The sequence below is a fragment of the Nitrosomonas ureae genome, from assembly GCF_900108305.1.
GTDB classification, from domain to species: domain Bacteria; phylum Pseudomonadota; class Gammaproteobacteria; order Burkholderiales; family Nitrosomonadaceae; genus Nitrosomonas; species Nitrosomonas ureae_B.
In genome coordinates this window covers 23,693-37,808 of sequence record NZ_FNUX01000002.1, presented here as the reverse complement: position 1 = coordinate 37,808, position 14,116 = coordinate 23,693, and the positions used below count along the sequence as shown (strand labels likewise).

Genomic DNA, 14,116 nt, shown 5'->3' with positions numbered 1-14,116 from the left:
GATGATCGTTATAGCAGAGGAATGATCAACAATGCCACAATGTTGATGATTTTGATCAATGGATTAATTGCCGGGCCAGCCGTGTCCTTGTAAGGATCACCTACGGTATCGCCTGTTACCGAGGCTTTGTGGGCTTCGCTGCCTTTGCCGCCAAAATGTCCGTCTTCAATGTGCTTTTTGGCATTATCCCAAGCGCCGCCGCCGGTTGTCATCGAAATGGCCACGAACAGGCCGGTCACGATAGAGCCCATCAATACGCCACCCAGAGCTTGCGGTCCCAGGATTACACCGACCAGCAAAGGAATCAGTACGGGCAATAACGAAGGAATCATCATTTCCTTGATCGCTGCTTTAGTCAGCATATCTACGGCGCGTGAATAATCCGGTTTGGCTGTACCTTCCATAATGCCAGGAATTTCCTTGAATTGACGGCGTACTTCGATCACCACCGATCCTGCGGCACGTCCAACGGCTTCCATCGACATGGCACCAAACAAGTAAGGAATCATACCGCCGATGAACAAGCCGATAATCACCATGTGATTGGATAAATCGAAGGATAACTCGAATCCCGCGTGCTCCAGAGCATGGGTGTAGTCGGCAAACAATACTAAGGCTGCTAGCCCTGCCGAGCCGATCGCGTAACCTTTGGTAACCGCTTTAGTCGTATTGCCAACCGCATCCAGAGGGTCGGTGATGGCGCGCACTGAATCGGGCATTTCTGCCATTTCAGCAATACCGCCTGCGTTATCGGTAATCGGGCCGTATGCATCCAGTGCCACAATAATACCTGTCATCGATAGCATGGATGTTGCAGCAATCGCAATACCATACAGGCCTGCCAGTGCATATGCCAGCAAGATACTGATACACACTGCCAGAACCGGTGCTGCGGTTGCACGCATTGAAACACCCAAGCCGGCAATAATATTGGTTGCATGTCCGGTAGTGGAAGCTTCAGCAATATGTTGAACCGGTGGATAATCGGTGGAAGTGTAGTATTCAGTAATTACAACCATCAGTCCGGTCAACGCCAGGCCGATTGCAGCAGCCAGAAATACGCGCAGAACCAGCATACCGCCCGCAATCTCCGTGCCATCCACGATTAGTGACATATCACTCATAAACCAAACGGTCACCGGCAGGTACGCTAACAAAGCGATACCACCCGCAACAGCCAGGCCGCGATAAAGTGCATTCATGATGGTGCCGCCATCACGCATCTTGACGTAATAACAGCCGACAATCGAAGCGATAATCGATACTGCACCGAGCATCAGTGGAAATATAACCGCACTGGTTGCGTTTGCAGTAAACAATAATGCGCCCAGTATCATGGTTGCAATAATGGTAACCGCGTAGGTTTCAAACAAATCCGCTGCCATACCCGCACAGTCACCTACGTTATCACCCACGTTATCAGCAATGACGGCTGGGTTGCGAGGATCATCTTCAGGAATCCCGGCCTCGACTTTACCGACCAGATCCGCACCCACATCGGCACCTTTGGTGAATATCCCTCCACCCAGCCGCGCAAAAATGGAAATCAAAGATCCGCCGAATGCAAAACCAATCAGTGGCTTGATAACATCACTGACAGATTGATTGGGATCAGCGCCATCAAACAGCATGGCACAGTATCCGGCAACACCCAGCAGACCTAAGCCAACAACCAGCATTCCGGTCACTGCGCCGCCTCGGAAAGCAATCGCAAGCGCTTCATTCAATCCAATGCTTGCTGCCTGAGCAGTACGCACATTTGATTGAACTGAGACCGTCATCCCCAGAAAACCTGCGGCACCTGAAAGAACTGCGCCTAGAGCAAAACCAATAGCCGTGTCCCAACCGAGCGCTATCCAGAGCGCAAAAAACAATACTCCGCCCACCATGCCGATTGTCATGTACTGACGTTTTAGATATGCGGAGGCACCTTCTTGAATAGCTTTTGCAATTTCTTGCATACGCTGGTTGCCTGTAGATTGATCAAAAATACCCTTAATCCATATACCACTGAATATCAGGGCTACAATCGCACTGAGAATTGCGATAACTAAACCACTAGCCATAGAGAACTCCAATTAAAGTCAGACCATAAAAATCAAATGTGAAATCCTGGCCTAATTAACTCCACATTATTAACCACTTGCAAAAAATCAGAAATCAGGCTGTATTTTATCTGTTCTTGCTTGCTGAATGTATCAAATATTTATGAAATTTAGATTGCTAGATGATTGAAATCAAATTGTTTGGCTTTCATACAACACCTTAAGCAATCTTATTTTTGCTGATAACTAGATTGTGAATTCACCCAGTTTCTTTGGAACAGCAACATTCTTGAGTCGTACATAGTCCGGCAAGCCATCCTTATAGGGCGGATAATCTTCGCCTTCAATCAGTGGCGCCAAGTACTCGCGGCATGCCTGGGTAATGCCAAATCCATCTTCGCTAATAAAATTATCCGGCATCATTTTTTCAACATTTGCAACATTGGATAGCTGTGCCATCCCTACCGACCATTTATAAGGTGAACTGGATTCGCGCACGATGGTAGGCATTACCGAATTGTGTCCCGCCAGAGCATATTCCACGGCTGCCTTGCCCATGGCATAGGCTTGCTCAACATCAGTTTTGGAGGCAATGTGACGTGCTGCACGTTGCAGATAATCTGCAACCCCCCAGTGATATTTCAGGCCCAAGCCATCTTTGATGATATTGGCCACTACCGGAGCAACTCCGCCTAATTGCGCATGCCCGAATGCATCACGCAGACCCTGATCGGACAAGAAATTACCATCTTCTCCTTTAACGCCTTCTGAGACCACTACCGAACAGTATCCGTATTCCTTGACATAGCGATCCACTGTGGCAAGAAACTTTTCCTTATTGAAAGTTACTTCCGGGAACAGAATCACGATCGGGATCTCACATCCCGGGCTGGATGCCAAACCACCTGCAGCAGCGATCCATCCCGCATGGCGTCCCATTACTTCAAGCACAAAAACCTTGGTGGAAGTCTTGGACATGCTGGCTACATCAAAGCTGGCTTCGCGCGTGGAAACCGCGATGTATTTGGCGACTGAGCCAAAGCCCGGGCAGCAATCCGTGATTGGCAAATCATTATCAACCGTTTTGGGAACATGAATCGCCTGAATCGGATAGCCCAGCGTGTCTGATATCTGCGAAACCTTCAGACAGGTATCTGCCGAATCACCACCGCCGTTGTAGAAAAAGTACCCGATATCGTGCGCTTTGAATACTTCGATCAAACGTTCGTATTCGCGCCGGTTTTGCTCCAGACTCTTCAATTTATAGCGACAAGAACCAAACGCGCCAGATGGCGTGTAGCGTAACGCGGCAATCGCTGCAGCCGAATCGGCACTGGTATCAATGAGATCTTCGGTCAACGCGCCGATAATACCGTTGCGACCTGCATAAACGGTGCCAATTTTATCAGTATGCTGACGCGCTGTTTCCAGAACACCAGCCGCAGAAGCGTTAATGACCGCTGTCACACCGCCGGATTGGGCATAAAATGCATTTTTAATTGCCATGTTTTTCTCCTGATTGATTAAATCGTAAGCAAGTATTGCTAAATCTTTACATACAAAAACTCAGGTGCCATTGCTTGCATCCTGAGTTCTGCGGTTCAAACCTGTTGTGTGAATGAATGGACGAGTATTAAATTTATTTGAGTGCTGCAATAATCTGATCGCGAATTTTCTCAACTGTACCTATCCCGGCTATTTTGATATAGCGGGGCGCGTCTCCTCCGCCGTGTGCCGACCACTGTGAATAATACGCCACCAGCGGTTCTGTCTGTTCGTGATAGACCTCCAATCGTTTTCTGACCGTTTCTTCCTTATCATCATCGCGCTGTATAAGGGGTTCATCCGTTACGTCGTCCAGGCCGGCTGATTTGGGTGGATTGAAATCCACATGATAAGTACGGCCAGAAGCGGGATGTATTCTCCGGCCCGACATGCGTTTAATGATTTCAGCATCATCAACATCAATCTCAACTACAAAATCAATCGGCACGCCTGCTGTTTTCATCGCTTCGGCCTGTGGAATCGTGCGGGGAAAACCGTCAAATAGAAAGCCATTCGCACAATCTGGTTGCGCGATGCGCTCTTTGACCAGGTTAATGATGATGTCATCAGAAACCAATCCGCCGGAATCCATGATCTTTTTCGCCATGATGCCCAATTCCGTACCTGCCTTCACGGCGTTGCGCAACATATCACCGGTAGAAATTTGCGGAACACCGAAATGTTCCTTGATATAATTGGCTTGAGTGCCTTTTCCAGCACCTGGACCGCCTAACAAAATGACTCGGATAGCTATTCCCCTTTATTGCCGATTAGTATTATTTATTGAACGCAGAGACAAAGTACAAAGTTTTTCTGCCATTTCAACGCCCGCATGGGTAATTATATCGCAGGCCGACCACATACTCGAGTATCTTACTATGTTATATCGTAAAGTTAAACAATCTGCCATAACAAGTTACATTGATACCAAATAGGTTATGCGATAATAATCCAATTGACTCTTAACAGGATAAATCATGGACGAAAACAGAAGTAAAGCGCTTGACGTTGCCCTGGCCCAAATCGAGAAACAGTTTGGTAAGGGTTCTATCATGCGGTTGGGCGCTAACGATGTCGCTTATGATATACAGGTCGTGTCAACCGGGTCGCTGGGGCTTGATATTGCACTGGGAGTAGGGGGACTGCCTCGCGGACGGATTGTTGAAATTTATGGGCCTGAATCTTCAGGAAAAACGACATTGACGCTCCAGGTTATCGCTGAAATGCAAAAAGTGGGGGGTACGGCGGCTTTTATTGATGCGGAGCACGCATTGGATCCTCAGTACGCACAAAAAATTGGCGTCAACGTGAAGGAATTATTGATCTCTCAACCGGATAATGGTGAGCAGGCGTTGGAAATCGCCGATATGCTGGTGCGTTCCGGTTCCGTCGATATTATCGTGATCGATTCCGTTGCCGCACTTACGCCGCGGGCAGAAATCGAGGGCGACATGGGTGATCCGCAAATGGGTCTGCAGGCACGTCTGATGTCTCAAGCGCTGCGTAAATTAACGGCCAACATCAAGCGCAGCAATACGATGGTTATCTTTATCAACCAGATCCGTATGAAAATCGGGGTTATGTTCGGTAACCCTGAAACCACCACGGGTGGGAATGCGCTAAAATTTTACGCTTCGGTACGTCTGGATATTCGCCGCACCGGATCGATCAAGAAAGGTGACGAAACCATCGGTAATGAAACCCGTGTGAAAGTGGTCAAGAATAAAGTTGCACCCCCCTTCAAGCAAGCGGATTTTGATATTCTTTATGGCGAAGGAATTTCGCGCGAGAGCGAAATTATCGAACTGGGCGTATTGCATAAACTGATCGACAAAGCGGGAGCCTGGTATGCCTATAAAGGCGAGAAAATAGGTCAGGGCAAAGATAATGTGCGTGATTACCTGAAAGAACATAAAGATATCGCTCAGGAAATTGAACAGAAAATTCGATCGATTGTAGGCATTGCGGATCAAGCCAGTTCCGTGAAAGAAAAAATTGAAAAAGAGAAATAAGTTTTGTGAATGCCCGTACTCCTCTGGAAATTCGCGCACTGCGCATGCTTGCCCGGCGTGAGCATTCACGCCAGGAGTTGGAGCGGAAGCTTGTCGCGCATATGGAATTCTGTGGAATGGACGTGCTTGCAGAGGTATTGGATAAGTTGGAACAGCAGGGTTATCTGTCCGAGAAGCGCGCGGTGGAGCAGATTGCGCGTACTCGGCGAGCGCGCTTCGGAAGTCATCGAATTGTTCATGAACTCAAGGCAAAAGGAATAGATTCCCATTTGATTGACAATGTTCTGCCGACGCTCAAGGAAACCGAGCTGGAAGCTGCGCTCAATATCTGGAGCAAGAAATTCGATCATCCGCCAGTTTCCAGGGAAGAACGCGACAAACAGATTCGGTTTATGATGAATAGGGGTTTTTCCATGGAAACCATACGGCAGGTTCTTGCAAAGGTGGATGAGGCCAGCACATGAAGGGAATTCGGGGCAAGATAATCCTTTTCTGGGCGATACTGCTAATGGGTTTGCAGGTTCATGCGGGCGGGATCACATTGATTCAGGAAATCAATGCCGCACCGGTTGATTTCGATGGCAAGGAAGTTAGATTGAAAGGCATACCCAAGGATCCCACGCGCTTGCCTTTTGTCGATTTGAAGATGTATGTGCTGGAAGACAGCAGCGGAGAAATTACAGTGCTAACCGAGTTTGATTTACCTAAGATGAACGAGGAAATCACCATCCGGGTTAAGGTCAAAAGCTTGGCGATTTTCAAAGGTGAAGCGGTGGGTTTGACAGTGACTGAATTAGAACGATACGAGCGGCAACAGGAAATATGAAAAGCAGCGAAATACGGCAGAAGTTTCTCGAATTTTTCGAATCGCAAGGGCACACTATCGTCTCATCCAGCCCTTTGGTGCCGGGCAATGATCCGACGCTTTTGTTCACCAATGCAGGCATGGTGCAATTCAAGGATGTTTTTATCGGGCAGGATAAGCGTCCTTATGTGCGTGCCGCCAGTTCGCAACGCTGTGTCCGTGCCGGCGGCAAGCATAATGATCTGGAGAATGTCGGTTATACGGCAAGGCATCATACTTTCTTCGAAATGCTCGGCAACTTTAGTTTCGGTGATTATTTCAAGCGCGACGCCATTCTGTTTGCCTGGGCTTTTCTGACCAATACCTTCAAGATTCCACCCGAGAAATTATGGGTTACTGTCTACGCTGAGGACGATGAAGCGGCCAGCATCTGGTTGAACGAAGTCGGCGTCGAATCATCCCGCATAGTGCGGATTGCCACGATGGATAATTTCTGGCAAATGGGCGATACGGGCCCATGTGGCCCTTGCTCCGAAATTTTTTATGACCACGGGCCGGATGTTCAAGGAGGTCCGCCGGGTTCTGCCGATGCCGACGGTGACCGCTACATTGAAATCTGGAATCTGGTATTCATGCAATACAACCGCGACAGCGCCGGCGTATTGCATCCGTTGCCGAAACCATCGGTCGATACCGGCATGGGGCTGGAGCGCATCTCTGCCGTGATGCAGCATGTGCACAGTAATTACGACATCGATCTGTTTCAAAGCCTGATCAAGGCGGCGGCGCGCGTGACCAGCACCAGCAATCTTGACGATAACTCGCTCAAAGTCATCGCCGATCATATCCGCGCTTGCTCGTTTCTGATTACCGACGGCGTTATTCCGGGCAGCGAAGGCCGCGGCTATGTGTTGCGCCGCATCATTCGCCGCGCCATCCGGCATGGTTACAAGCTGGGACAGAAACACCCCTTCTTTCATCAATTGGTGGAAGATTTGGATCAAGTGATGGGGCAAGCTTATCCTGAGCTGACCGCTGCCAAAGCACGTGTTGCCGCCGTATTGCTGCAAGAAGAAGAGCGCTTTGCCGAAACGTTGGAAAACGGCATGCAAATTCTGGAAACCGCGCTCAGCCGGAATATCCAGGTATTGGATGGTGAAACGGCATTCCGGCTCTACGATACCTTCGGTTTTCCAATTGATCTGACTGCTGATATCGCGCGAGAACGCGGCATTACCGTTGACTACGCAGGATTCGAGCAAGCCATGGCGCGTCAGCGTGAACAAGCGCGCGCCGCGAGCAAATTCACCATGCAGGAAGGTATCGAATATTCAGGCGGTCAGACTACGTTCTATGGTTACGAGACACTGCAGCATGAAGGCCAGATATTGGCCCTCTACAAGCAAGGTAGCGCAGTGAATTCCATCGAGGCTGGGGATGAAGCCGTGGTGGTGTTGGATCAAACGCCTTTTTACGCCGAATCGGGCGGTCAGGTCGGCGATTGCGGTGAATTGCTTGCCGCCAATGGCACTTTCGAGGTCACCGATACGCAAAAAATCCAGGCCGGCGTGTTTGGTCATAAGGGAAAATTGCACAGCGGACGCCTGATGATCAAGAATACCGTGCACGCGCGCGTCAATGCGCAAAACCGTATCAGCATCGCCAATAATCACTCCGCCACCCATTTGTTGCATGCCGCGCTACGCGAGGTATTGGGCACGCATGTGACGCAGAAAGGCTCGCTGGTCGATGCCAATCGGACGCGCTTTGATTTTTCTCATAATATGCCACTCAACGCGGATGAGATCCGCGCAATCGAACGCCTGGTCAACGATCAGATCCGTAACAATTGTATCGTCGAAGCGGCCACGATGAAGTACGACGATGCGATCAAGCGCGGTGCAATGGCATTGTTCGGCGAGAAATACTCGGATGTGGTGCGCGTCATCGGCATGGGCGAATTTTCAACGGAATTATGCGGCGGTACGCACGTACCGCAAGCCGGTCAAATCGGCTTGTTTAAAATTGTTGCCGAATCCGGCGTTGCTGCCGGTATTCGCCGCGTCGAGGCGGTAACCGGAAAAGCGGCCATCGATTATGTGCAACAACGCGAAGCGCAACTACTCGAAATTGCGCAGACTTTAAAAACCAATCCGCAGGAAGTCACGCAAAAAATTGCGCAGATTATCGATAACGTGCGCCAAACCGAAAGAGAGCTGGCGCGCCTTAAAACCAAACTTGCCAGCTCGCAAGGTGCCGATCTGGCCGCGCAAGCGCAGGACATCCATGGAATAAAAGTATTGGCCGTCAATCTGGAAAACGCCGATGCCAAAACCCTGCGCGAAACGTTGGATCAACTGAAAGACAAACTCAAAACCTGCGCCATTGTGCTCAGTACCGTTGCGGATGGAAAAATTACGCTGATCGCGGGTGTCAGCGCGGATCTAACGGATCGCATCAAAGCGGGCGAACTGGTCAATTTTGTGGCGCAGCAAGTCGGTGGCAAAGGTGGCGGACGGGCGGATATGGCGCAGGCGGGTGGCACGCAACCGGAGCAATTGCCTGCGGCGCTTGGGAGTGTGAGAGATTGGGTTGAAAGGAAAGAATGATTTGTAAATCAAGTGGTAAATAGTGGATATTATTCATACAAGCCATGTCATATTTCCGAGATTAATGAGTGCGTTGTTAGGATAATGTACATTAAATCTATATTTAGTAAGAAAACTTTTCTGGTTAATCAGGTTGTTATGCTCTGTCGTGCATAACTTATTTTCTAATTGGAGATACTATTGCGGCAGTAATCGAGTCGTGTATGGTTTGTTTTATTTTCAAGCTGATGAGTCTTGTCTTCGGTATAGATAAAATAGTTGATGAGAAACGTGAGAAAGATCTTATCAGTTTCAAAGTTATTGCAGAGAATTAGAACGAAGCAAAGAGTATGGTTTACACTTATTTATGTGATGGTGTATTTTTTGCTCATAGGATGTGGAACCATAAATACCGTCGTTCGCGATGATTCTGTAGCCCGCCATGATCTTAGTCGTGTGAAATCTCCTTGCGGAACGATACCACGTATTTATAGCGGTGTTGCTTATAATATTTGTACTTTGCGTGGAAAGCCGTCGCGCACATCGCTATGGGTTGGAGCAGTTCCTGAATTCGCGTTGGCTGACATCGTGCTATCCGGTGTATTGGATACGGTTATCTTGCCGTATACGATTTATGAGCAAGCTTATAAGGGCAATCTTGATCTTGAGTGAAGAACAGTATGCGCCATGCCCTGAGAGGTGCCAGACTGATTTTTCAGGTAATGGCCAGATGCGCAATGCCAGAATTGAGATCATGTGATTTGGCTTCAGCGCCTTCGAGTTTGATTTGCAGGCGCAGTTCATTCATCGAGTCGGCATTGCGCAACGCATCTTCATAGCTGATTCTTCCGGCTTCATAGAGGTCGAATAGCGCCATATCAAAGGTTTGCATGCCCATTTCGCGCGAACTTTTCATGATGGTTTTGATTTCATGCACATTGCCTTTAAAAATCAAGTCTGAAATCAGTGGTGAGTTGAGCAGGACTTCGATAGCTGCAACTCTTCCTTTGCTGTCTTTAGCCGGAATCAACCGTTGTGCGACCAGTGAGCGCAGATTCAGCGATAAATCCATCAATAACTGTGCCCTGCGTTCTTCGGGAAAAAAATTGATGATACGATCGAGCGCCTGGTTGGCGCTGTTGGCGTGTAATGTTCCCATGCAAAGATGGCCGGTTTCGGCAAACGCAATCGCGTGTTCCATGGTTTCACGATCACGGATCTCGCCGATCAATATGACATCGGGGGCTTGCCGCAGTGTGTTTTTCAGCGCCGCTTCCCATGATTCGGTGTCGACCCCTACTTCGCGCTGGGTGATGACACAGTTAATGTGTTCGTGAACATATTCGACCGGATCTTCAATGGTGATGATATGGCCATAGCTATTCTTGTTGCGATGCCCGATCAATGCTGCCATGGAGGTCGATTTTCCCGAACCTGTTCCGCCGACAAAAATCACCAGGCCGCGCTTGCTCATCACAACCTCCTTGAGCACTTGCGGCAGGGCCAAATCATCAAACTCAGGGATTTTAGTGGTGATCGTACGTAATACCATACCGACGCGTTGTTGTTGAACAAACGCATTGACGCGGAAACGTCCGATTCCCGCTGGGTTAATTGCAAAATTGCATTCCTGCGAGGTTTCAAATTCGCCAGCTTGTTTCTCATTCATAATCGCTTTGGCTAACATTTCGGTGTGCTGTGCCGTCAGGGATTGCTGCGAGACCGGCGTCATTTTTCCATCGATTTTGAATGCAGGCGGGAATCCGGCTGTAATAAACAAATCCGAGGCTTTCTTGCTTAGCATTAAGCGCAGTAAATCTGACATGAATTTTGCAGCTTGTTCTTTATCCACTGGTTGCTCCTGAAATTTTCAATGTTCCCGATTGATCCGATTAAACCCTGAAATTGTCCTTGTTCATCGCTTGAGTTCTGGCTTCGGCGACTGATACGGCATTGCGCTTTACCAGTTCGGTCAGGTTTTGATCCAGCGTTTGCATGCCTGCGTTCTGGCCCGTTTGTATCGCCGAATACATCTGCGCGACTTTGCCCTCACGGATTAAATTTCTGATCGCCGGAGTACCGATCATAATTTCATGCGCGGCGACGCGTCCCTTGCCATCCTTGGTTTTTAACAGAGCTTGGGAAATTACCGCGCGCAAGGATTCGGATAGCATCGCGCGAATCATTTCTTTTTCTTCCGCCGGAAACACGTCGATGACACGATCGATAGTTTTGGCAGCCGAACTGGTATGCAGTGTTCCAAATACCAAGTGACCGGTCTCGGCGGCGGTCATCGCCAAACGAATGGTTTCAAGGTCGCGCAACTCACCCACCAGGATAATGTCGGGATCTTCACGCAATGCGGAACGCAATGCATTCGAGAAGCTCAAGGTATCCCGGCCCACTTCGCGCTGATTGATCAGGCATTTCTTGCTTTCGTGCACAAATTCAATCGGGTCTTCAAGCGTCAATATATGGCCATACTCGTTTTCATTGATGTCATTGATCATTGCTGCCAGCGTAGTCGATTTGCCTGAACCGGTGGGGCCTGTCACTAATACAACGCCGCGCGGTTGCTTGGCAATTTCAGCGAAGATCCTGGGCGCACGTAAATCCTCCAGACTCAGCACCTTGGATGGAATCGTCCGCATGACCGCCGCTGCACCGCGTTGTGTATTGAATGCATTCACGCGGAAACGGGCGAGATTCGGTATCGCGAAAGAAAAATCACATTCCAGATGCTCTTCGTAAAATTTGCGCTGACCATCATTCATAATGTCATAGATCATCGCGTGCACTTCCTTATGGCTCATTTCCGGTAAATTGATGCGGCGGATGTCACCGTGCACCCGAATCATCGGTGACATGCCTGCGGATAAATGCAAATCGGAAGCGCTGTTTTTAACCACAAAAGCAAGTAGCTCAACAATATTCATTAGGTGTCCTTTGAGTGACGATGCGAAGTGTAACGGGAATGCTCTACAAGAACTGATTGTTTTGCCCTGTACAGATTTTCTTAAGAACGTGCTTCAATTGCCTGTCAATGCGATCAGTCGTTAATCAGTTTGTCTGTTAACGGACAGAGCAAATAAAATATTGAGAAAAGTTGGCTGGCGATTGTTTTTAAGAATATCTTCTGAGGTTACATTGGCTTAACTTTCGATCAAGGAACTATGAAGAGCCTAGCAAATCATGGCTCCAATCTTTTACCGCATCAAGTATTCGCTCAACCTGCTGATCGCCTTTTCTGGTCTCGCGTAATAGCGCAATCTGCGTCGAAAGCTCATCAAAAGTAATGCTCCCGCCGCCATCTGCTTGCGTCAGACGCTGCAACCGCATCGATTCCCATCGTTCCGCTTCTGCGGGTTTTAATGTTTCCGGCCAATTACGGGCGCGGTAGCGGAGCAGCAACTCGGGCAGCCGCTTGTCATGAAAATCAAATTGCATTTCTCCCAGTTGCTTCGGGGATGCAGCCCGTATTTGCCCTAGTGATGCTGCATCCGCATTGTCCAGAAAACCGTCGTACAGGGCTGCATCGACGTCGCCGGAAGATTCGAATGTGCGGCTGGTATAAGCAGCCGCCACACGCTGGAAAAAATCAGGCATTGCGCATAATGTCTGCCAGTGCCGGTAACATGCGTCCAGATCGAGCGCGATGCGTTCGGCAACTTCATTATCCAAGGTATTGCGCGGCGCCAGTGCCGGGGATTTATTGATCTTTATCGATTTGACCGGCAGCCGCTGCATGCCCTCGGGCAAGTCGTCGTTACGGGTAAACAGCAACCGGGCCAGATCGTCCGCATTCAACGGCAGGAACATTCCGGGGTCATGACGCAAGTCGTACACCAACACGCTGTTGTTGTTTCCCGGCTCGACGATCAAGGGCATGACGAGCGATGTGCAGCCGGTTTTAGCCGGATACATGCGCGTGGTGTGCAATACCGGGTTATGCGTGATTAAATCAAGTTGCGCTGCAGCCTTGCGTTTATCGCGCAGTTGCAACAACCAATCAAAAAGGCGTGGTTGTTGCGTGCGCAGCAGCCGCGCCAAAGCAATCGTGACGCGCACGTCGGATAGAGCATCATGTGCGGATTCATGCCAAATGCCATTGGCGGCAACCAGATCTTCCAGTTTGAAGCTGGGTTGCCCGTCTTCATGTTGCGGCCAGGTGATGCCAGCCGGGCGCAGCGCATACGTCATGCGCACCAGGTCGATGATATCCCAGCGTGAATTGCCTTGTTGCCATTCGCGCGCATAGGGATCGTAGAAATTGCGATACAAGGTAAAGCGCGTCACTTCATCGTCAAACCGCAGCGAATTGTAGCCCACGCCGCAAGTGCCCGGTTGCGCCAATTCAGCATGAATGCGTGCGATGAATTCCGGTTCCGGCAGACCTTGCGCATCAGCCAGTTGCGGCGTAATGCCGGTGAGCAGGCAAGCTTCCGGATGCGGCAGGAAATCCCGCGCCGGCTTGCAATAGATCATCAGCGGCTGGCCGATTTCATTCAGCGCTTCATCGGTGCGTATCCCGGCAAATTGCGCCGGACGATCACGCCTGGGATCGGCGCCAAACGTTTCGTAGTCATGCCAATAAAATGTCATCGTCATGGGTCAATACTCAGATTTGGAAGCGCGGGTTCAGAACTCGTTTTACAATAACGCATTGCGCCATTATAGAGGCATCTTGCGCAAAATCTTCTCAACCAGATAAAAAGGACACACTATGGCACGTAAACTTATCAGCTCAGGTTCCACCTTTGAAAAGGAAATCGGCTATTCCCGCGCGGTAGTCGAAGGTGATTGGATTCTGGTATCCGGTACAACCGGTTTTGATTACAGCAAAATGACTATTTCCGACGATCTCCTGGAACAAGCGGAGCAATGCTTCAAGAATATCGAATCGGCATTGCAGCAAGCAGGAGCGGGCATGAAAGATGTGGTGCGCGTTACGTATGTGTTTCCCAAAGCGGAAGATTTTGAGAAATGCTGGCCGGTTATGCGCAAGTATCTCGGTGATGTCAGGCCCTCGGCGATGATGCTGGCGGCCGGTCTATCCGATCCCCGCATGAAGATTGAAATTCAGGTAACGGCTTACCGCAATGCCGGGGCTGAATGATACGG

Annotated in this window: 12 protein-coding genes; 6 read left to right on the top strand and 6 right to left on the bottom strand. The window is 49.4% G+C overall.

Going from position 1 to position 14,116, the window contains the following annotated elements; genetic code table 11:
• Positions 1 to 8: 8 nt before the first annotated feature.
• The 3 genes from C4S39_RS01615 to adk form a co-directional block, all read right to left on the bottom strand.
• Positions 9 to 2,066 (bottom strand): sodium-translocating pyrophosphatase, encoded by a 2,058-nt coding sequence (locus C4S39_RS01615; protein ID WP_103965321.1) that lies wholly within the window; start codon positions 2,064 to 2,066, stop codon positions 9 to 11.
• 225 nt (positions 2,067 to 2,291) lie between these two features.
• Entirely contained in the window at positions 2,292 to 3,551 is a 1,260-nt protein-coding gene (locus C4S39_RS01610) for a 6-phosphofructokinase (RefSeq protein WP_103965320.1), read from the bottom strand.
• A gap of 133 nt (positions 3,552 to 3,684) precedes the next feature.
• Positions 3,685 to 4,338, bottom strand: a complete 654-nt coding sequence (gene adk, locus C4S39_RS01605) for an adenylate kinase (RefSeq protein ID WP_103965319.1) — start codon at positions 4,336 to 4,338, stop codon at positions 3,685 to 3,687.
• A gap of 229 nt (positions 4,339 to 4,567) precedes the next feature.
• Between adk and recA the strand changes: the two genes are divergently transcribed.
• From recA to C4S39_RS01580, 5 genes are all read left to right on the top strand, one after another.
• Complete coding sequence (gene recA, locus C4S39_RS01600; RefSeq protein WP_103965318.1) at positions 4,568 to 5,602, top strand: recombinase RecA; 1,035 nt, start codon at positions 4,568 to 4,570, stop codon at positions 5,600 to 5,602.
• A 5-nt stretch (positions 5,603 to 5,607) separates the two neighbouring features.
• Positions 5,608 to 6,066 carry a recombination regulator RecX gene (recX, locus tag C4S39_RS01595; protein WP_103965317.1) on the top strand — a complete coding sequence of 153 codons (459 nt, stop codon included), beginning with the start codon at positions 5,608 to 5,610 and terminating at the stop codon, positions 6,064 to 6,066.
• On the top strand, positions 6,063 to 6,428 hold the full coding sequence (locus C4S39_RS01590; protein ID WP_103965316.1) for a hypothetical protein: 366 nt from the start codon (positions 6,063 to 6,065) through the stop codon (positions 6,426 to 6,428). Before recX ends, C4S39_RS01590 begins: the two co-directional genes overlap by 4 nt.
• The gene (alaS, locus tag C4S39_RS01585; RefSeq protein WP_103965315.1) at positions 6,425 to 9,016 is read left to right on the top strand and encodes an alanine--tRNA ligase; all 2,592 of its coding nucleotides are present in this window, start codon (positions 6,425 to 6,427) and stop codon (positions 9,014 to 9,016) included. The genes C4S39_RS01590 and alaS overlap by 4 nt, the downstream gene beginning before the upstream one ends.
• 363 nt (positions 9,017 to 9,379) lie before the next feature.
• Positions 9,380 to 9,667, top strand: coding sequence for a YceK/YidQ family lipoprotein (locus C4S39_RS01580; protein WP_219817898.1), 288 nt, complete (start codon positions 9,380 to 9,382; stop codon positions 9,665 to 9,667).
• Between the two features lie 43 nt (positions 9,668 to 9,710).
• Here C4S39_RS01580 and C4S39_RS01575 read toward each other — a convergent pair whose 3' ends face one another.
• From C4S39_RS01575 to sbcB, 3 genes are all read right to left on the bottom strand, one after another.
• Positions 9,711 to 10,847: a PilT/PilU family type 4a pilus ATPase gene (locus C4S39_RS01575; RefSeq protein WP_103965313.1), complete on the bottom strand. Its 1,137-nt coding sequence runs from the start codon at positions 10,845 to 10,847 to the stop codon at positions 9,711 to 9,713.
• A gap of 40 nt (positions 10,848 to 10,887) precedes the next feature.
• Positions 10,888 to 11,931 carry a type IV pilus twitching motility protein PilT gene (locus C4S39_RS01570; protein WP_103965312.1) on the bottom strand — a complete coding sequence of 348 codons (1,044 nt, stop codon included), beginning with the start codon at positions 11,929 to 11,931 and terminating at the stop codon, positions 10,888 to 10,890.
• Between the two features lie 235 nt (positions 11,932 to 12,166).
• A complete protein-coding gene (gene sbcB, locus C4S39_RS01565; protein ID WP_103965311.1) occupies positions 12,167 to 13,603 on the bottom strand; it encodes an exodeoxyribonuclease I in 1,437 nt (478 codons plus the stop codon).
• A 115-nt stretch (positions 13,604 to 13,718) separates the two neighbouring features.
• Between sbcB and C4S39_RS01560 the strand changes: the two genes are divergently transcribed.
• A complete protein-coding gene (locus C4S39_RS01560; protein ID WP_103965310.1) occupies positions 13,719 to 14,111 on the top strand; it encodes a RidA family protein in 393 nt (130 codons plus the stop codon).
• Positions 14,112 to 14,116 lie beyond the last annotated feature (5 nt).

Coding starts and splice junctions, on each gene's coding strand:
- sbcB (WP_103965311.1), bottom strand. CDS start 13,603: ATGACGATGACATTTTATTGGCATGACTACGAAACGTTTGGCGCCGAT.
- C4S39_RS01590 (WP_103965316.1), top strand. CDS start 6,063: ATGAAGGGAATTCGGGGCAAGATAATCCTTTTCTGGGCGATACTGCTA.
- alaS (WP_103965315.1), top strand. CDS start 6,425: ATGAAAAGCAGCGAAATACGGCAGAAGTTTCTCGAATTTTTCGAATCG.
- C4S39_RS01610 (WP_103965320.1), bottom strand. CDS start 3,551: ATGGCAATTAAAAATGCATTTTATGCCCAATCCGGCGGTGTGACAGCG.
- recA (WP_103965318.1), top strand. CDS start 4,568: ATGGACGAAAACAGAAGTAAAGCGCTTGACGTTGCCCTGGCCCAAATC.
- C4S39_RS01560 (WP_103965310.1), top strand. CDS start 13,719: ATGGCACGTAAACTTATCAGCTCAGGTTCCACCTTTGAAAAGGAAATC.
- C4S39_RS01570 (WP_103965312.1), bottom strand. CDS start 11,931: ATGAATATTGTTGAGCTACTTGCTTTTGTGGTTAAAAACAGCGCTTCC.
- C4S39_RS01615 (WP_103965321.1), bottom strand. CDS start 2,066: ATGGCTAGTGGTTTAGTTATCGCAATTCTCAGTGCGATTGTAGCCCTG.